An 18611-nucleotide genomic window follows, 5' to 3' on the forward strand; every position below is an offset into this window, starting at 1 on the left:
ACCGGTGGCCGACGCAGACAGTCCATCGTCGAACACGGCCGAGGCGGGTGGTTCTCCCGTCGTCATGGCCGTGGCATGGCTGCGGGTGGCTGTGCCGTTTCTATACGGCCTCTATCAACTCGCCGAGAAAAGCAGCAAGTTGTTCGAGTAAAGGCAGGCGCGTCGGCGCATCGCCGCAGCGATGTGCCGGGGCGCCTGCCGGGCGTTCGACTTTCCCCGTCCGGGGAAATCCCAGGAGAAACGGCATCGTGATACATCCCAGTGGGCAAGCCGGTCCGAGCGCGGAGGGCGCCTCATGACCCCGGGCAGGCATGCGGCCGCGCGCGATCGCTCGCCGTCGTGGTGGGCCGGCGTCGTGGAATGGCGGAACTGGCGGCTGCCGGTGAAGATGGGCGCCGTACTGGTGGTGCCCGCTCTGCTCGCCGTCGCCCTGGGCGTCGTGCAGATCCAGCGCGACGTCCAGCGCGCCAACTCGTACGCGGACGTACAGCGGCTGGTCAAGCTGCGCGATGGGCTGATGCCGTTGATCGGCGATCTCCAGATGGAGCGGACCATGTCGGCCGAGCGGCTGCGCGGCGGTGGCTCCGCCGATCCGGCCATGCTCCGACGGCAGAACCAGCGCGTGGACCGCGCCCAGGCCGCCGTCGCACACACCACGGAGCGGGCCCACGGGCTCCAAGGGGTGACGGCGAACCGCTACCGCGACGCGTTCGAGCTGCTGGACCAGCTGCCCGCGCTGCGTGCGCAGGTGACGTCCAAGGGCATCGGCTCGTGGACCGCGGTGACCCGGTACAGCAAGATCATCAACAGTCTGCTCGACCTGGACCAGGCACTGGGCAGCCGGTTCGGTGAACCCCAGCTGTCCGGACCTGCGACCGCGCTGTACGACCTGGAGCTGGTCCAGGAGCAGGTCCACCTCCAGCATGTGATCGTCACCCAGGCCCCCGAGCCCGGCAGGCTGGAGGACCCCAAGCTCATCAGGGCGCTCGTGGAGTCCGACATCCGGATGCGGGACAACCTCAGTGACTTCCGGGCCGTGGCCGCCGCGTCGGACGAACGCGCCTACCAGCGCACCGTCACCGGCCCGGAGGTCGAACGGCGCACTGAGCTGCTCGATGCCGTGATGTCCCGGCCGGCAGCGCCGAGCGCCGGGCAGAACGCCGCCGACACATCGCCGCCGTTCTCCGTCCGCGACTGGAACCGCAGTTCGGAGGCGACCGGAACCCTGATCCACACGGTGGAGAAGAGGCTCGCCGACCGGCTCCGCGTGACCTCCGCCAAATTGCAGGACGAGACGAGCGACCGGGCCGGTGCGGAGTCCGTGCTGCTCTTCGCCGTGCTCCTGCTCGCCCTCGCCATCGGGATCGCCATCGCCCGGCATCTGCTGCGGTCGCTGACCGTACTGCGCTCCACCGCGCTCGACGTGGCCGAACGGCGGCTCCCGGAGGCGGTGTCGAGCATCCGCGAGGGCGAGGTGTCGAGTACGTCGATCAGCGCCGTGCCGGTCCACACCACCGAGGAGTTCGGGCAGCTGGCGCGGGCGTTCGACGCGGTGCACGGCCAGGCCGTACGTCTGGCCGCCGAGCAGGCCGCGCTCCGCGGCGACCTGCGGGACACCCTGGTCAACCTCTCCCGGCGCAGCCAGAGCCTGGTGGACCGGCTGCTGCGCCTGATGGAGCAGCTCGAATCGCATGAAGAGGACCCGGACCAGCTGGCCAGCCTCTTCAAGCTGGACCACCTGGCGACCCGGATGCGGCGCAACAACGAGAACCTGATGGTGCTCTGCGGCAGCACCCCGGTCCGCCCCTCCGAGCAACGCGTCCCGCTCGACAGTGTGCTGCGGGCCGCGGTCTCCGAGATCGAGCACTACCGGCGGGTGGTGGTGCAGCCCGTTCCCGAGGCCGAAGTGATCGGGTACGCTGCCGGTGACCTGGCGCGAATGATCGCTGAGCTGCTGGACAATGCCACCGCGTTCTCCCCGCCGGAGACCCAGGTGATCATCAGCAATACACTACGGCTTGACGGTTCCGCACTGATCGAGGTCCGCGACGAGGGATTCGGGATGAGCGGCGCCGAACTGGCCAAGGCTCATCGTCGCGTAGCGGGGGACGCATCCGTGGAGGTACCGACGTCCCGGCAGATGGGTCTGACCGTCGTCGGCCGGCTGGCCCGTCGCCACGGCCTCGGCGTGGAGCTGATCTCGGAGCGGGACACCGGTGGCGGACTGCGGGCGGGTGTGCTGGTACCGGCCAAGCTGATGCTCGGGGACCGGCCCGCCCTCACCGGCGGCCGGGAGTCCGCACTGCCCGTCCGGCGGGCCTCCGCCAGGACCGCCGAGCCGGCGCGGGCGCACCGGGAGGTCGGCGGCGTCACCGCGGCACCTCTGCCGCGCCGCACGCCCGACGCCGCCCGCTCGCTGCGCGCCGGTGACTCCCCGGCCGCTTCCGGACATACGGGCCGCTCCCTGCCGGCCCGTCCGCGGGCGTTCGCCGATCCCCAGCAGGACGGCGGCGGACTGCCGCGCAGGACACCTCCCGGCAGGACGGGCCACCCCGCCAAGTCGGGCCACCCCGGCCCGGTCGGCGAGGGCGCACCGGTCGGCGAGGGCGCACCCGAGCGGACCGGTGCCGGGTCCGGCAACGGCGCGGCCCCCGCGGACCGCCGTGCCCAACGGCCGCCGGGGCAGCCCACGGTGCCACCCCAGCGTTCGCGTCCGCCCGCCCAGGACGACGCCCCCTCGCCATGGTTCGCCTCGGCCGCGTCCGAGAACACACCGCAAGGCCCTCCCGGCGAGGAGCGGCCGAACGGCCGCGGGCCGGTGGACCTCCCGGCGGCCCCGGCCCCCCGGGGCCCCGCCCCCGCCGAGTCCAGAGCCCCCGATGACAGCGGGCCGGACGCCGCGGCGGAGCCGGGCCGGATCGTCCACGACCGGCCGGGCGTCGCGGAGGCGGGCGGAACCACCCCGGCCGGGCTGCCCCGGCGGATGCCGCGCCAGCGCCCGGTCCCGGACCAGGACAAGCCCCGTGCCACCGGAGACCGGCCCACGCCGCGTGCCACCGGAGACCAGGAGAGCGCGCGGCGCAACGCCGGGCGCACCCATACGTTCCTCAGCAATTACCAGTCGGGCATCCGCCGGGCTCAGCCCGACGGACGCGACGAGACATAAGGTCTCAGCGAAGATGGACAGGAAGAACCCATGACCTCACCCCAGCTGCGGGAGGTGAGCCAGTTCGGATGGCTGGTCACCAACTTCACCGAGCGTGTGCCCAATGTGGCGCATGCCGTGGTGGTCTCGGCCGACGGATTGTTGCTCACCGCGTCGGACGGGCTGGCGGCGGATCGAGCCGAGCAGGTGGCCACCATTGCGGCGGGGGCCGTCAGCCTCATCCAGGGCGCCGCCCAGTGCCTGGAAACCGGTGATGTGCGCTCGTCCGTGGTCCAGATGGAGCATGGAAACATGCTGCTGATGTCGATCAAGGACGGCTCGTGCCTCGTGGTACTGGCGGCGCCGGACTGCGAGATCGGCCAGGTGGCATACGAGATGACCGTACTGGTCGACCAGGTCGGCGAGATGCTGACCCCGGAACTCCGCGCCGAATTGCAGGAATTGAACCTGCAAGCCGTGAAGCGGACAGCAGCCCAATAGGCCGAACGGGGAGATCATGAGCACCGGTGAAGGCCCTTCCGGGCAGGGACCTGGGAGAGAACAGGGGGCGGAGGACGAACAGACCTTCGCCGACGTGCTCAACGCCTTCAGCTTCGGCAAAGGCCGACGCGGGCGGAAGACGCCTCGATCCGACGGGAAGCAGGAGCCCCGGTCTCGCCATGAGGCCGCGGACGCCGGGCCCGGCGACCCCACGGGAGCCTTCCCGGGGGCGTCGTCGGACCCCGACCAGCCGGCCGTCTGGGAGTCCGAGCACGAGGAGAGCCAGGGCCCGGCCTCGCTGGTGCGCGCCTACTCCTGGACCGGCGGCCGGACCAGGTCCGACCATCACTTCGAGGTGGAGACCCTGGTCACCACCACCGATCTGGGCCACCGCTCCGCCGCCACCCTCCAGGCGGACCACCGCCCGGTGATCGCGCTGTGCCAGGAGCCGAGGTCGGTGGCGGAGGTGGCGGCCATGCTCTCGGTGCCGCTGGGCGTGGCCAAGGTCCTGCTCGGCGACATGGCGGAGCGCGGGCTGATCACCGTCCACCGCACGGCCTCCGCGGACGGCGAAACACCGGACGTCTCCCTGATGGAGCGGGTGCTGGTGGGGCTTCGGCGGATCTAGGGGCTGGCTGGGGAAGCCGGCTGCGGTTCGGCGCGCGAGGATCGAACAGGTCCTCGCGCGCCTTTATGTCCGCCTTCACGTGCGATGTCCGCCGTGATATCCCGGCGCGCTGATTGCTTGTGCGCGTTCCAAGCCGACACTGAGCAGTTTCAAGCTCTTGACGTGGCTCGGCCTGATCGGTTTACTCCCTGGCACGCCGATGTGGAGTTTTCGGCGGCAGAGGTACGCCCAGCCGGTATGCGGTGCCACCGCGAGTCCGGCCCGAGTCGCCAGGTCGCCGTCCGCGACCGAGGCGGGGCCGTGCCCCCGGATCATGGAGCTCTGCGATGAGCCTGAACCGTTCGCGCATCCGTACCACGGTGGGCACCGCCGTGGCCTGCGCCTCGGCCGCCGCGGCCGGTGTTCTCGCCCCCGCCCCCGCCTCGGCCGCCTCGGTCGCCCTTCCCCCGGTCCACGCGGGCTTCGACTACCAGATCGGCGGGGCGTACACCCCGCCGAGCGGAGTGGGGGTGGTCAGCCGTGACCACAGCGCCTCCCCGGCTCCCGGCCTGTACAACATCTGTTACGTCAACGCCTTCCAGACCCAGCGGATCGGCGACCCGGGCGGTCCGGACGACTGGGACCGGGACCTGCTGCTGAAGGACGGCAACGGCGAGGTCGTCATCGACCCGGACTGGGACGAGGCGATCCTGGACATCACCACCGACGCCAAGCGGCAGAGCATCGCGCACAAGATCGAGGCCCAGATCGACGAATGCGCCGCCAAGGGCTTCAACGCCCTGGAGCTCGACAACTTCGACACCTACACCCGGGATGTCGTCAAGGGCGCGATCACCGACTCGCACGCCCAGACCTATATGCGGATCCTCTCCTCCTACGGCCACGGCAAGGGCCTGGCCGTCGGCCAGAAGAACACCGTGGAACTGGCCCCGAACCACGCCGCCAACGGTCTCGACTTCGCCATCGCGGAGGAGTGCGGCGACCCCGAGTGGAACGAGTGCTCCCAGTACCTCTCCGCGTTCGGGGACCACGCCATCTTCATCGAGTACACCGCCGCCGGTATGGCGAACGCCTGCCGGTACGGCGACCGGGTGAGCGTCGTACAGCGTGATCGCGATGTCGTCCCCGAGGGCCACGGCGGATACCTCCGCAAGACCTGCTGACCTCCGGAGGCGGACATGGACGAGGTCCATCGCATGCGCGGCGGCCCTTCCCGGCGCGGAGTGCTGCGCGGCGGCAGTGCGCTGGCGCTCACCGGCGCCATGGCGGGATGCGGGACGGGCCTGGGGGTGGATTCCCATGGAGTGGTCCACATCGAGGTGTGGCACGGGCAGACCAGCACCGCACTGAAAGCGGTCAAACGGCTGGTGGCCGACTTCCACCGGAGCCACCCCTCGATACGGATCGACCTGGGCGGGGGAGTGCTGGCGGACGACATGTTGCAGAAGGTGATGGCCGGTCTCGTCGCCGGATCCCCGCCCGATGTCGCCTATATCTTCGGCTCCGATCTGGCCAATGTCGCGAGAAGCCCCCAGCTGGCGGATCTGACGACGGTCGTGGACTCCGGGCAGGTGCCCTGGAAGCAGTACTGGCCCGCCGCCCGGGAGGGGGTCACGGTGGACGGTGTGGTCCGCGCGGTGCCCGCGGTGCTGGACTCGCTCGCCGTGGTGTGCAACAAGACCCTCTTCCACCGGGCCGGTCTCGAACTGCCCGGCCCCGGCTGGACCTGGCCGGACTTCATCGAGACGGCCAGGAAGCTGACCGACCGTGGCAGGGGCACCTTCGGCACCGGCTGGCCCGCCGCGGGCGACGAGGACACGGTGTGGCGCATGTGGCCCATGATCTGGGATCTGGGCGGAGAGGTCATCGCCGAGGGCAAGCGGGAGATCGGATTCGCGGGCGAACCCGGGGTCCGGGCCCTCGATGTGCTCGCGGCGCTCGCCAGGGACAGAAGTGTCTACGTCGATCCCAAACCCGGCGGCGAGCAGATGTACCAGGCATTCGCCTCCGGCCGGGTGGGGATGGTCGCGACCGGCCCCTGGCAGCTGCCCGATATCCGCCAGGCGAAGATCGACTACCAGGTGGTACCGCTGCCCAGCTTCCACGGCACGTCGGTGACCATCTCCGGCCCCGACACCTGGAGCGTGTTCGACAACGGCTCGGCGCGGCTGAAGGCCGCCCGTACCTTCGTGGGCTGGCTCATGGAGCCCGACCAGGCGTATCTGTGGGACACCGAGGCGGGCAGCCTGCCGCAGAGCCGGCCGGCCGAGCGCGGTCCACGGTGGCGGAAGTACGCGGCCGAGGTGCCCGGTCTTCCGGTGTTCACCGAGGCGCTGGAGACCGCCCGGGTACGGCCCGTCGACCGGGCCTACCCCAAGATCTCGATCCCGTTCGGCGAGGCCATCACCGCCGTCCTGCTCGGGAAGAGCACCCCGGCGAAGGCGCTGCGGCGATGCGCGGACGAGGCCAACGCCGCCATGGCCAAGGTGCGTTGAGGAGCCTCATATGTCCCGTCTGCCCACCCCCATCACCCGTCCCGCACCGCGCGCACCGGCCGGTCCGGCGCGCCGCCGTGGCCGCCGGGAGGCCGCCACGGCCTGGGCGTTCGTCCTGCCCTCCGTCCTGGTCATCCTGGGCCTGAGCGTCATCCCCGTCCTGTGGTCCCTGCTGCTGTCGTTCCAGTACAGCGACCTCCTCACCCCCAGCGTCTGGGTGGGCTGGGACAACTACCGCCAGCTGGCCGACGATCCGCAGTTCGCCCAGGCCGTGCGCAACACACTGGAGTACACGGCGCTGTATGTGCCGCTGAGCATCGGTCTGGGGCTGCTGCTCGCGCTGGTCCTCAACCGCCGCATCCGGTTCGCCGGGCTGTACCGCACCCTGCTCTTCGTGCCGTTCGTGGTGTCGGCCGCCGCCCAGGGCGTGCTGTTCTCCTTCATCCTCGACCCGGAGTTCGGCGCGGCCAACTCGCTGCTGCACCGCCTCGGAGTCTCCCCTCAGGGGTTTCTGTCCGATCCGGGCCAGGCGCTGCTGGTCCTGGTGGCCATCTCGCTGTGGAGCGGCACCGGCTTCTGTGTGGTGATCTACCTCGCGGCCCTCCAGGACGTCCCCCAGGAGCTCACCGAGGCCGCCACCCTGGACGGCGCGGAACGCCGTCATGTGCTGCGCCATGTCACCCTGCCCACGATCGCGCCGGTCAGCGTGTTCCTGCTGCTGTGGCAGACGATCAGCGCCCTCCAGGTCTTCGACCTGGTGTATGTGACGACGAAGGGCGGTCCGCTCGGATCCACCACCGTGATCGTCTACTTCGTCTGGGAGCAGGCGTTCCGGAACTTCACCGCCGGCTACGGGGCCGCGGCGGCCTACGTCCTCGGCGTCGCCCTGCTCGTGGCCGCCGCCGTGCTGCGGCTGGTCCGGCGCCGCGACGACCGCCGCCTCGAGGGAGCCCCATCATGACGGACCTGTCCCACCTCCCCGGGAGAGCCACCGAGCGGCTCCGGCCGGTCGGCCGGACCACCGGGGAGCCCATGGCCCGCCCACGGCGCCGGCTCCGGCTGCCCTTCAACCCCTGGCATCTGCTGCTCGCGCCGCTGGCGCTGCTCTTCGCCGTACCGCTGATCTGGCTGGCGCTCAGCTCGGTGATGAGCGACGCGGAGATCAACCGGTTCCCGCCGGCGCTGTGGCCCTCCGGGATCCACCTGGACGGCTACCGGTACGTGCTCGGCAACGCGATGTTCCCGCGCTGGTTCGCCAACTCCCTGATCGTCTCGGCCGTCGCGGTCGTCTCCAACCTGCTGCTGGGGACGCTGGGCGGATACGCCTTCGCCCGGATGCGGTTCGGCGGGTCCCGGGTGCTGCTGGTGCTGATGCTGGCCACCATGGCCATCCCGTTCCAGCTGACGATGATCCCGACCTTCCTGGTGATGCGGAGGCTGGGGCTCATCGACACCCTCGGGGCGCTGATCGTGCCGTCGCTGGTGACGCCGTTCGCGGTGTTCCTGCTGCGGCAGTTCTTCCTCTCCCTGCCCAGGGAGCTGGAGGAGGCCGCCTGGATCGACGGATGTTCACGGCTGCGGGTGCTGTTCCAGATCGTCGTTCCGCTGTCCCGCCCCGCGCTGAGCACCGTCGCCGTCCTCACCTTCCTGACCACCTGGAACGATCTGTCGTGGCCGCTCATCGCCCTGAACCACGACGCCAACTACACCCTCCAGCTGGGCCTGACCACCTTCCGGGGGCAGCACCACACCCAGTGGTCGGCCGTGATGGCGGGCAACGTGATCACCGTCCTGCCGGTGCTGCTCGCGTTCCTCGCGGCCCAGAAGACCTTCGTCCGGTCCATCACCTCCACCGGGCTCAAGGGCTGATCACGGCCCGGCACCGCCCCTCCTCCCTCACCCCTCAGGAACCCGTATGCCGCCCACCTTCGACCTGCTCGTCATCGGGGACGCCAACCCGGACGTCATCGTCGGACCGCTCGACTCCCCACTCGCCTTCGGCCAGCGCGAACAGCTCATCGACAGCGGCGCGCTCACCCTCGGCGGATCCGCCGCGATCACCGCGTGCGGCGCCGCCCGGCTGGGGCTGCGCGTGGCCTTCGCCGGACGTGTCGGGGACGACGGCGCCGGCCACTACATGCGCGACCGGCTCGCGGCACACGGCGTCGACGTCGGCGCGCTGCACCTGGACAAGAGCCTGCCGACACCGCTCACGGTCATCGTCACCCGCGGCGCGGACCGGGCCATCCTCACCTCGCCGGGCACACTCGCCGCCACCTCGGGGCGCGATGTGCCCCCACACCTGCTGACCTCGGCCCGGCACATCCACGCCGCGTCCTTCTTCCTCATGCCACGGCTCGCCGCCGATCTGCCGGGCCTCTTCTCCACCGCCCGCGCGGCCGGCGCCACCACCTCGCTCGACACCAACGACGACCCCTCGGGCCGATGGGACCGTACGGCGCTGGCGCCCGTCCTCGCCGACACCGACCTCCTGCTGCCCAACGCCGCCGAGGCACACCGGCTGGCCGGTACCGACGGCACATCCGTCGCGGCCGCCGCCGAACTCCTCGCGCACCGGGTCCCGCTGGTGGCCGTCAAGAACGGGGCGGACGGCGCCCTGTGCCACGACGGCCGGACCCTGCTCACCACCGCCGGAGTCCGGGTGACACCCGTGGACGCCGTCGGCGCGGGCGACAGTTTCAACGCGGGCTTCCTCGCCGCACGGCTGGCGGGCCGGCCCATCGCCGAGGCGCTCGACCTCGCCGCCGCCTGCGGTGCGCTGTCGACCCGCGCCGCGGGCGGCACCCCCGCCCAGCCCACCTGGGACGAAGTCCTCACCCACCTCACCGCCAACGGAGACACCCCCTCATGATCAACCCCAAGATCGTGCTGATCGGCGCCGGCAGCGTCGTCTTCACCCAGGGCCTGCTGGCGGATCTCTTCGCCTTCCCGGAGCTGCGGACCGCACGGATCGCCCTGCACGACATCGACGCCGAACGCCTGGCCACCGCCGAGGCCGCCGCGCGGTACATCGCCGAGCGGCGGGGCGCCGACGCGCGGATCACCGCACACGCCGACCGGCGCGCGGCGCTCGACGGCGCCGACTTCGTCATCAACCTCGTCCAGATCGGCATGGGCGAGGCCACCCGTATCGACTTCGAGATCCCCGCGCGCCACGGCGTACGGCAGACCATCGGCGACACCCTCGGCGTGGGCGGCATCTTCCGCGCGCTGCGCACCTTCCCGTTCCTCAAGGCGCTGGGCGAGGACATCGCCGCCGTATGCCCCGAGGCATGGCTGCTCAACTACACCAACCCGATGGCGATGAACGTGCAGTACCTGGTGGCGGCCACCGGGCTGACCCGGGTGGTCGGCCTGTGCCATTCGGTGCACTGGACCATGCACGACCTGTGCGACCTGCTGAAGGTCCCCTTCGACGAGGTCACCTACCGCGCCGCCGGGGTCAACCACCAGGCGTGGGTGCTCCGTTTCGAGCACGACGGCACCGATCTGTACCCCCGTCTTGACGCGCTGATCGCCGAGAACGAGCAGCTGCGGCGGCGGGTCCGCGTCGACATGTACCGGCGGCTCGGCTACTACCCGACCGAGACCAGCGAGCACTCCTCCGAGTATGTGCCGTGGTATCTGGGCCACGACAGCGAGATCGAGCGGCTGCGGCTGCCCATCGGCGCCTATCTCGGCATCGTCGAGGAGAACGTGGCCGCGTACGAGCGCACCCGCGACGCCCTCGCGACCGGCGCCTGTATCGATGTCGAGGGCACCATGGAGTACGCCCCGCAGATCGTCCACTCCATGGTGACCGGCACCCCCAGGACCGTCTACGGCAATGTGCCCAACCACGGCCTCATCGAGAATCTGCCGGCCCACGGCGTGGTCGAGGTGCCGTGTCTGGTCGACCGGTCCGGTGTCCGGCCGACCAGCGCCGGTGCGCTGCCCCCGCAGCTCGCCGCGCTCAACCGCACCTACCTCAGCATGAACGACCTCGTGGTGCGCGCCGCCCTGGAGGACGAGCCGCGCCATATCCGACACGCGGCCATGACCGACCCGGCGACCGCCGCGGCGCTGCGGGTCGAGCAGATCTGGGAGCTGTGCGACGACATGGTCCGGGCACACGCCGACCGGCTCCAGCCCGCGCTGCGTGCCACGCTCGGTAGCTGACAATATGAATAATAGTGTGCCAAGCGACCGATGACGCAGGGATAAGCCCCGGCCCCCGGGCTCGGCTACGCGGATCCGCTCCGGTGGCCGGGCCCGGTCGCGGGCCGGCCCGCGCCGTCGGTCACCTCGCGGAGCACACTCCGCACCTCGCCCCGGAGCCATGCGTGCGCGGGGTCGCTGTCGTGCCGGTGATGCCAGGTGACGACCACCGGGGTCGGTGGCAGCTCCAGCGGGAGCCGCCGGGTGACGAGGCCCAGCCTGGCCGACGCGGGCCGGCAGACCCGTTCGGCGACGACGGCCACGGCGTCCGAACGGGACACCACGTCCAGCGCCGCGGCGCTCGTCGGCAGGGACGCGATCACCCGCCGCCGCAGACCGCGTTCGGCCAGGGCGTCGTCGACGGCATCGTGCAGACGGCCCCGGCGCGAGACGGTCACGAAGGCCATCCGGACGAGCCGGTCGACGCCGACCCGTCCCTTGGCGAGCGGATGGCCCCGCCGCAGCGCCAGGACCATCCGGTCGGTGCCCACCACCTCACAGGAGAGCTCAGGGCGGCCCGGCTCGTTCGCGCCGATCTCCAGGTCGACCTGGCCACGGGTGAGATGGGGCTGGTCGACGGACTCGGCCAGCAGGCTCAGGCGGATGTTCGGGGCCGTGGCGCCGACCCTGGCGATCAGCGGGGCGGCGAGGGCCGCCAGCAGCGCGTCATGGCCGCGCACCGTGAAGTGCCGGTTCAGCCGGGCCAGGTCGAGCCGGCGTACGGGAGTGAGCACGGCGGTGGCCCGCCGGACCAGGTCACGTGTCTCCTCGCGCAGTTCGAGGGCGCGCGGGGTCGGGACCATGCTGCGTCCGGCGCGCACCAGGATGTCGTCGCCGGTCGCGCGGCGGATCCGGGCCAGCGTCCGGCTCATCGCCGGTGGTGTGAGATGCAGCCGGTCCGCCGCGGCGGTCACGCTGTTCTCCTCCAGCAGCGCGTCGAGCGCCACGAGCAGGTTGAGATCCACATGCGCCACGGTAAGGGATGGCCGGGCCGGATTGCGCCGGGCGTCAGGTCACGGCCCGATCCGGCGATGCGTACGGCCCCCGCCGCCGGGCGGGGGCCGCGGATGTGCCGGAGGTCAGCGGGTGTACACCTCGGCGCGGTCCACGCTCACGAACGAGGCCCCCGACTGGGCGTTGTGCTCGCCGGTCACCCGGATGCGCAGGGTGTGCCGGCCATACGGGAGCCGCGGGCTGCGGTACTGGAGGGTTTCACCGGTGCGGATCGCGCCGTAGAAGTCGACGCGCTGCTCGGCGCCGCCGTCGACGCTGAGGGCGGCGATGCCGTTGCCGGTGTCGCGGACCGACAGCAGGGCGATCCGGGTGCCGGTGAAGGAGAAGGTGGCGGTGTTGCCCGCCTGGTCGCTCCAGTGGTCATCGCTCCAGAAGCACTGGACGGCACAGCCCGTTCCCGAGTTCCAGCTGCCCGTGTACGCCAGGCTTCCGTCGCCGCTGGAGCGGCCGTCGTCGTTGATCCAGTAGGTGCCCGCTCCGGGGTCCCCTGAAGGCAGGTCCTGGGTGGCCCCCATGGCGAGCGGACGGCCCAGGTCGGGGCTGCCGTCGGCGCGCCAGGTGATCTTCTGGGCGCGTGTGGTGCGGTCGCTGTAGGTGTTGGTCGACGTGGTCTTGGCGTGGTAGACGATCCAGTCCTCCGTGCCGTCGGGGGAGCGGAAGAACGCGTGGTGGCCGGGGCCGTAGACGCCGTGGTCGTCGGCGCGGGAGAACACCGCACCGGAGTGCTGGGTCCAGTTGCCGGGCACGAGCGGATCGGCGCCGGACGGCAGGGACATCATCCAGACCTGGTAGTCCGGTTTGCCGGTGTCGCAGGTGGAGTACGTCATCCAGGTGCGGCCGTTGCGGTAGAGGAACTCGGGGCCCTCGCGCACCTCGGGGCAGCCGCCGGCCGCGTTGATGGCGACCGCGTTGCCCGAGACGGTGTACGGGTTGGACATCGGGGCGATGTTGAGGCCGTTGTGCTGGTACTGGTTGATGCCCGAATAGGCGAGGTAGAGGCGTCCGTTGTGCTGGAGGATGCCGGGGTCGATGGCGAAGTCGGCCGTGTGGTTGGGCGGTGTCAGCCGGGACTTGAAGTGGTAGGGGCCGGCCGGGTCGTCGCGGTCGGACTCCAGCACATAGAGCCGGTGGTGGTCGTCCACCCCGTCGTCGGCGGTGTAGTAGAGGTACCAGCGGTCGCCGAAGCGGTAGAACTCCGGCGCCCAGATGTGCTGGTTCCGGGAGCCGTCGGTGTCCGTCCACACGGTGATGGGGTCGGCGTCGAGCAGGGTGCCCAGGGAGGAGGAGCGCCACATGCGGATGCTGTCGCCCTGGGTGGTGGTCAGGTAGTAGGCCCCGTTCCAGGAGGTCACATACGGGTCGGGGCCGGTGTTCAGGGGGTTGCGGAAGGTGCCCGCGGCGGCGGCGTGCGGTGCCGCGGCGGCGGTGGACGGTGCCGCACCGGCGGCGTGCGGGGCCGAGAGCAGGCCCCACAGGGTGGCCAGCAGTGCGGTGAGCAGTGCGGCGTGGCGGTGGGCCGTGCGAGGGCGCATGGGCGCCTCCTTGCGTCGATACGAGTACGGCTCATGGCGCCGGGGCGGATGGGTCTGCCGCCGGCGCGATGGGTCAGAGGCGGTCCGCGGCCGTGAGCGCGCCGAGCGCACTGGCCTGGGTGCGCCAGTCCACCTGGTTGGGGGTGGTGCCCGCCCAGCGCTGGCCGAGCCGGTTGAGCGGGTCGCGGTCGGTGCTCCAGATGGAGTCGGCCTGCTTCTTGAGGTAGGCCCGGTACGTGGTGGATCCGGTGGCGTCCGCGAGATCGGCGAGATGGCGTATGAAGATGCCCTTGAACTGCTTCTGGTTGTCGTCGCAGGCACCGCTGCCGGTGTCGCAGGACTCGGTGAGGACGCCGTCGCGGGTCAGCGCCGTCGAGGTGATCGCGGCGTCGGCCAGGCGGCGGGCGGTGTCCAGGTACTGGCCGTTGCCCGTGGACCGCCACAGCTGGGTGAAGGCGCCGATGGCGAGGCCCTGGTTGTAACTCCACACGGTCTGGGAGTTGTTGCGGCAGTCGCCGGTCAGCCCGTCGTTGACCAGCCCCGCGCCGTTGATCAGCCCACTGCCCAGGTACCAGGTCGCGGCCGTGGCCGCCCGGTCGCCCCATACGGTGTCGCCGGAGATCCGCTGGTGCAGTGACGTCGTCAGCCACAGGTACAGCCCGTTGGTCACGGCGTTCTTGTAGGTGCGCTCGCGGTCCCACCACACCCCGCCGCCGCAGCTACCGGTGTCCCAGTACTGGTGGACGTAACTGGTGATGGTGATCGCCTCGTCCAGATAGCGCCGGTCGTGGGTGTGGTCGTACGCGGCCAGCCAGGCCACCCCCCACCAGGCCGCGTCGTCGATGGCACGGCTGATGAAGTGGCCCTCCACCGGGTCGGAGCTGCGTGCGCCCGCGGGGAAGGTGCCGCGGTTCTGCTCGAAGGTGCGGGCGATGACCCAGGCCCAGCCGTCGTCCTGCCGTCCGGTGCGCTCGGCGAAGTCGATGAGCGAGGTGAGGGCGACGGCCGAGTTCCACCAACTGCTGCGCCACCAGCCCTCGTAGGTGTGGTACGACGCCATCAGCGCGTCCGCCGCGGCGCGCGCCCGGGTCGGCGCGGGCCGCGCCCAGGCCGTACAGCTGCCTTCCTGGTGGGTGGCCTCGCGGCCGCAGGCCCGGACGGCGCCGCCGAACATCAGCCCGCCCGGATCCCGGGTGGCGAACATGGCCGTCCGGGTCGTGGTCCTGCCCGAGGGCACGCCGGTACGGCCGAGGGAGGAGCCCTCGGGCCAGGTGGCGCCGCCGTCCCAGGAGCGGTCGAGCCAGATCTCGTCGCCCGCGCCGCCGTTCTCGATGACGCCCCACGCCATCGCGTTCTTCTGGTCGACATGGAGGCTGATCGTGCGCCCGAACAGGGTGGTGGACGGCACCGGGCGGTCGTCGCCCGCGGCGGTGGCCGGGTCGGCGCCGTCGCAGGACGTGCCGTCGCACACCGTCGGGCGGACCCAGTCGGTGCAGGTGACACCGGCGGCGTCGGCACACGCCCGGAGCCAGCCGCGCCGGTGCCCCACCGGGTCGGTGAGGTTGTACATCAGGGTGCGGGTGCCGGTCCAGGAGCCGGGGATGGTCGCCTTGCCGAGCAGTCCCTCCCAGGTGGCGCCGCGGTCCCAGGAGCGGTCGAGCCAGACCGCGTCGCCGCTCACACCGTTGTCGACGCTGGCCCAGGCCATGGAGTCGGGGTCGGACATATGCAGCCTGAGGATCCGGCCGTTGAGGTTCACATCCGGCACGGGGAAGGTGTCGCGCTGCGCCTTCGAGGGGTCGAGGGTGTCACACGCCAGCGCGCAGACCGGGGTCGCGGCGCGGGACGGGGTGGGGAGGACGACGAGGCCGGCCAGGGCGATGGCCAGGGTCAGGAGTCCGCGGAGGAAACGGTGGAGCCGCGCTGACATGACGTACCCGCCTTTCCATGGGGGGCCGTGCGCATGAGCGTGGGGGAGGAGAGAGGCGGCGGCCGCCCGTGCGGAGGGACGGCCGCCGGAGGGTGCGGGCCCTTCGGCGCGGGCCCGCGGCGGTGGTTCAGGGAGCCCAGGGTGGCTCGATCGCCCAGGTGGTGTCCTCGGTGAAACTGGCCGGGTTGTCCCAGGCGTGGCCGCCGCCGGACTGGGCCAGCCACAGCTCGGCGTTGATATGCCGCAGATACTGCCCGGGGAAGTTGGCGGCCGACATCCGGACGCCACCGCTGCCCTGGACCGGGCACCAGGTCGCGTCCTCCTTGTACACCGTGGAGTTGTCGCCCGCCTCGCGCCGGACGCGGAATTCGCGGTGGCGCAGATACTCACCGGGGTAGTTGCGGGACTCGAAGGAGTAGCAGAGCTTGTTCGCGAGACCCTGCCTGACCGTCCAGGTGGCGTCCTTCTTCAGCAGATCGCCGCTGGCGGCGTCGACCACCTCGGTGAAGCCCAGCCCGTCGTAGTGGCGGATGTAGCGGTCTGTGTAGCCGGGGGTGGTGACCCGGATGGACACGTTCTGCCCGACGGGCAGTTTCACCGCCGCGCCGACCGACCGGGAGGCCGCGATGAGGGCCTGGTTGGCGGCCCGGACCCGGGCCTGGTCGACCTTGACCACCTGGCGGTCGTAGGACATGAGCCCGTTGGCTTCGTTCTCCACGTCGGTGATCTGTGTGTAGACCGAGGCCGAGAGGCCGCCGGCGGGCATGGTGTTCTCGCGTATCCCGTCGAGCAGGCCGACGAGCCGGTCGTTGAGCGCTGCCGTGGTGGGCTGGTCCTCGTAGCTGAACCCGCCGCCCGGGTACCACTCATGGCCGGGCACCCGGTAGCCGAGCCCGCCGTACTCCCCGAGCACCGAGGCGCGCACCGGCTCCGTCGGGGTGTTGCCGGGCCCGACGTAGTTGTGGTTGTCGATGACGTCGCCGTTGCCGCCGTCCTTGGCGGCGCAGCAGTTGACGCCGCTCATGTTGTCGACGAGGCGCGAGGGGTCGTACGCCTTGACCATGTCGGCGATGCGGGCCTGGTCGTACTGGCCCCAGCCCTCGTTCTGGTCCACCCACTGGATGAGCGAGGGCGAGCTGCGGTGCTGGTCGATGATGGCGCGGTACTCGCTCTCCCACTGGGCGCGGGCCGCGGTGTCCGGGGTCTTGCCGCTGTCCATCGAGGGCATGTCCTGCCACACCAGCAGCCCGAGCCGGTCCGCCCAGTAGAACCACCGCTGCGGTTCCACCTTGATGTGCTTGCGGACCATGTTGAAGCCCAGATCCTTGTGTTTTTGCAGATCGTATTTGAGGGCCTCGTCGGTGGGCGCGGTGTAGATGCCGTCCGGCCAGTAGCCCTGGTCCAGGGTGCCGGTCTGGAAGACGAAGTTCCCGTTGAGCACGGGCCGCCGGACCCCGCCCACGTCCTTCACCACGATCGACCGCATGCCGGTGTAGCCGCCGACCTTGTCGGCTCCGGCGCCACCGGTCAGCTCGGCCGTGACGTCGTACAGGAACGGGTCCTCCGGCGTCCACAGACGGGCGCCCGGCACCGGTACGGAGAGCTCGTCGCCCACCGTGCCCGTGGCGCTGCCGACCGCCGTGCCGCCGCTGGAGACGGTGACCTTGACGCCCGCGCCGTCCGCTCCGCCGGCGCCGCGCACCGTGACGCGCAGGGTGTTGTCCTCCAGCCGCGGGACCATGTCCAGGCGGGTGATGTGCGCGGGGGCGGTGGGCTCGAGCCAGACGGTCTGCCAGATCCCCGAGGAGGCGGTGTAGACGATGCTCTTGCCGGGGTGCGGGGTGACGTCCTGGACGCGCTGCTTGCCGATGGCCTGACCGCCGGCCTCCGTGGGGTCGTACACGGAGATGACGATGGTGTTGGTGCCGCCGTTCAGCAGGGATGTGATGTCGTACGAGAAGGAGTCGTAGCCGCCGCGGTGGGCGTCGCCGGCCTGCCGGCCGTTGACCCAGACCGTGGTTTCCCAGTCGGAGGCGCCGAAGTTGAGCTGGATGTGACGGCCGCTCCAGTTGGAGGGCACCGTGAAGGTGCGCTTGTACCAGAGCTTGTCATTCTGGGTGATCTTGCGCTGGATGCCGGAGAGCGAGGATTCGGGGACGAACGGCACTCGGATGCGCTCGCCGAACGTGGCCGGCTGTCCGGCGTCGCGGGAGGTGACCGCGAAGTCCCAGATGCCGTTGAGATCCGCCCAGTCGGGCCGGGTGAGCTGCGGCCGCGGATACTCCGGCAGGGGGTCGTCGACCGGGACCTGGTGCGCCTGGTTCGTCAACGGGCCGGTCATCGGGGAGGGTTTGGGCTCCCAGGCGGGTGCGGCGTGGGAGGGGCCGGCGCCGGAGACGAGCAGGGTGGTGGCGGCCAGCGCGGGGACCACGGCGGCGGCCACGCGCCGCCGCCAGGTCCGTCTTGGACGACGAAGGGACGGGAAGCGGAGGAACAAGTGTCTCAGCACGCTGCTGCTCCATGGTCCGGTTGGCGCCGCCGCCCGGAGAGCGGCGGAACTCTTCCACAGGGAACACTTGCTGCACGCATTACCAGAGCACTCACTTCAGTGTTTGTCCATACTTGCGGACAACGTTGTCGAAGAGACCCGGTCCCAGACGAGCGGCAGTGTGCGGGAGGGGAGGTCCTACGCCATGGGGGGCGGCCCGGCGGTGTCCCCCGGTGACCAGAGCGGCCGGATGCCCGCGATATGGCAGGTCATGAAGTACAGCGGGATCGGCGGCGTGTACGGCGAGTCGCCCTGCGGGTGATGGATCAGACGCGGGTGCCGGAAGCGAGTGGTGCACCCGCCGCCCAGGTCGGCCATGTGGGCGCCGACCGCGTAGCTGGTGAACGCCGGCCAGGTGACGTCGATATGCGACCCCGAAGGCACGATCCACCACCACCGCTGATCGTCGGCGAAGACACAGCCGATGCGGGGCAGGCACTTCATGACCCGCCTGCCGATGTCCGCGGGCATGCCCACCGCGTCGTATCCCAGCCGGGTGGGCAGGTCTTCCGGTATGCGCAGCCGCCCGCGGTGGCCATGCCGGAGGCCGGCGGCGCCGAGTGACGGCGCCTCAGGGGCAACGTACTGTCGGTCCATGAG

Annotated in this window: 15 protein-coding genes; 10 read left to right on the plus strand and 5 right to left on the minus strand. The window is 71.1% G+C overall.

Features of this window, described 5'->3' with window-relative positions:
* The first annotated feature begins 4 nt into the window (after positions 1-4).
* The 10 genes from AB0E24_RS38500 to AB0E24_RS38545 all read left to right on the plus strand — a co-directional run bounded on the left by AB0E24_RS38500 (position 5) and on the right by AB0E24_RS38545 (position 10948).
* Positions 5-151: an MFS transporter small subunit gene (locus AB0E24_RS38500; protein ID WP_359384251.1), complete on the plus strand. Its 147-nt coding sequence runs from the start codon at positions 5-7 to the stop codon at positions 149-151.
* A 144-nt stretch (positions 152-295) separates the two neighbouring features.
* Positions 296-3166, plus strand: a complete 2871-nt coding sequence (locus AB0E24_RS38505) for a nitrate- and nitrite sensing domain-containing protein (RefSeq protein ID WP_359384253.1) — start codon at positions 296-298, stop codon at positions 3164-3166.
* A 30-nt stretch (positions 3167-3196) separates the two neighbouring features.
* Positions 3197-3646, plus strand: a complete 450-nt coding sequence (locus AB0E24_RS38510) for a roadblock/LC7 domain-containing protein (protein ID WP_069867416.1) — start codon at positions 3197-3199, stop codon at positions 3644-3646.
* A 16-nt stretch (positions 3647-3662) separates the two neighbouring features.
* Entirely contained in the window at positions 3663-4274 is a 612-nt protein-coding gene (locus AB0E24_RS38515) for a DUF742 domain-containing protein (RefSeq protein ID WP_174885443.1), read from the plus strand.
* Between the two features lie 326 nt (positions 4275-4600).
* Positions 4601-5437 carry an endo alpha-1,4 polygalactosaminidase gene (locus AB0E24_RS38520; RefSeq protein WP_102936716.1) on the plus strand — a complete coding sequence of 279 codons (837 nt, stop codon included), beginning with the start codon at positions 4601-4603 and terminating at the stop codon, positions 5435-5437.
* Between the two features lie 15 nt (positions 5438-5452).
* Positions 5453-6769 carry an ABC transporter substrate-binding protein gene (locus tag AB0E24_RS38525; protein ID WP_359384255.1) on the plus strand — a complete coding sequence of 439 codons (1317 nt, stop codon included), beginning with the start codon at positions 5453-5455 and terminating at the stop codon, positions 6767-6769.
* 10 nt (positions 6770-6779) lie between these two features.
* A complete protein-coding gene (locus AB0E24_RS38530) occupies positions 6780-7730 on the plus strand; it encodes a carbohydrate ABC transporter permease (RefSeq protein WP_359384258.1) in 951 nt (316 codons plus the stop codon).
* Between the two features lie 71 nt (positions 7731-7801).
* Entirely contained in the window at positions 7802-8638 is an 837-nt protein-coding gene (locus tag AB0E24_RS38535; protein WP_069867567.1) for a carbohydrate ABC transporter permease, read from the plus strand.
* A 46-nt stretch (positions 8639-8684) separates the two neighbouring features.
* Entirely contained in the window at positions 8685-9641 is a 957-nt protein-coding gene (locus tag AB0E24_RS38540; protein WP_069867413.1) for a carbohydrate kinase family protein, read from the plus strand.
* Positions 9638-10948, plus strand: a complete 1311-nt coding sequence (locus AB0E24_RS38545; RefSeq protein WP_099015672.1) for an alpha-glucosidase/alpha-galactosidase — start codon at positions 9638-9640, stop codon at positions 10946-10948. Before AB0E24_RS38540 ends, AB0E24_RS38545 begins: the two co-directional genes overlap by 4 nt.
* Before the next feature lie 65 nt (positions 10949-11013).
* On the opposite strand, the gene AB0E24_RS38550 is transcribed toward AB0E24_RS38545, so the two are convergent.
* The 5 genes from AB0E24_RS38550 to AB0E24_RS38570 form a co-directional block, all read right to left on the minus strand.
* Entirely contained in the window at positions 11014-11952 is a 939-nt protein-coding gene (locus tag AB0E24_RS38550; protein WP_251770418.1) for a LysR family transcriptional regulator, read from the minus strand.
* Between the two features lie 114 nt (positions 11953-12066).
* A complete protein-coding gene (locus AB0E24_RS38555) occupies positions 12067-13533 on the minus strand; it encodes a glycoside hydrolase family 43 protein (RefSeq protein WP_359384261.1) in 1467 nt (488 codons plus the stop codon).
* Positions 13534-13606: 73 nt separating this feature from the next.
* Positions 13607-15463 (minus strand): glycoside hydrolase family 76 protein, encoded by a 1857-nt coding sequence (locus tag AB0E24_RS38560; protein WP_359384263.1) that lies wholly within the window; start codon positions 15461-15463, stop codon positions 13607-13609.
* Between the two features lie 127 nt (positions 15464-15590).
* On the minus strand, positions 15591-17906 hold the full coding sequence (locus AB0E24_RS38565) for an AbfB domain-containing protein (RefSeq protein ID WP_435865372.1): 2316 nt from the start codon (positions 17904-17906) through the stop codon (positions 15591-15593).
* Positions 17907-18149: 243 nt separating this feature from the next.
* A complete protein-coding gene (locus tag AB0E24_RS38570) occupies positions 18150-18608 on the minus strand; it encodes a hypothetical protein (protein ID WP_069867408.1) in 459 nt (152 codons plus the stop codon).
* Between the last annotated feature and the right edge of the window lie 3 nt (positions 18609-18611).

The organism is Streptomyces malaysiensis subsp. malaysiensis (genome assembly GCF_040653035.1).
Lineage (GTDB): Bacteria > Actinomycetota > Actinomycetes > Streptomycetales > Streptomycetaceae > Streptomyces > Streptomyces malaysiensis.

Coding starts and splice junctions, on each gene's coding strand:
- AB0E24_RS38505 (WP_359384253.1), top strand. CDS start 296: ATGACCCCGGGCAGGCATGCGGCCGCGCGCGATCGCTCGCCGTCGTGG.
- AB0E24_RS38510 (WP_069867416.1), top strand. CDS start 3,197: ATGACCTCACCCCAGCTGCGGGAGGTGAGCCAGTTCGGATGGCTGGTC.
- AB0E24_RS38515 (WP_174885443.1), top strand. CDS start 3,663: ATGAGCACCGGTGAAGGCCCTTCCGGGCAGGGACCTGGGAGAGAACAG.
- AB0E24_RS38520 (WP_102936716.1), top strand. CDS start 4,601: ATGAGCCTGAACCGTTCGCGCATCCGTACCACGGTGGGCACCGCCGTG.
- AB0E24_RS38525 (WP_359384255.1), top strand. CDS start 5,453: ATGGACGAGGTCCATCGCATGCGCGGCGGCCCTTCCCGGCGCGGAGTG.
- AB0E24_RS38530 (WP_359384258.1), top strand. CDS start 6,780: ATGTCCCGTCTGCCCACCCCCATCACCCGTCCCGCACCGCGCGCACCG.
- AB0E24_RS38535 (WP_069867567.1), top strand. CDS start 7,802: ATGGCCCGCCCACGGCGCCGGCTCCGGCTGCCCTTCAACCCCTGGCAT.
- AB0E24_RS38540 (WP_069867413.1), top strand. CDS start 8,685: ATGCCGCCCACCTTCGACCTGCTCGTCATCGGGGACGCCAACCCGGAC.
- AB0E24_RS38545 (WP_099015672.1), top strand. CDS start 9,638: ATGATCAACCCCAAGATCGTGCTGATCGGCGCCGGCAGCGTCGTCTTC.
- AB0E24_RS38555 (WP_359384261.1), bottom strand. CDS start 13,533: ATGCGCCCTCGCACGGCCCACCGCCACGCCGCACTGCTCACCGCACTG.
- AB0E24_RS38560 (WP_359384263.1), bottom strand. CDS start 15,463: ATGTCAGCGCGGCTCCACCGTTTCCTCCGCGGACTCCTGACCCTGGCC.
- AB0E24_RS38570 (WP_069867408.1), bottom strand. CDS start 18,608: ATGGACCGACAGTACGTTGCCCCTGAGGCGCCGTCACTCGGCGCCGCC.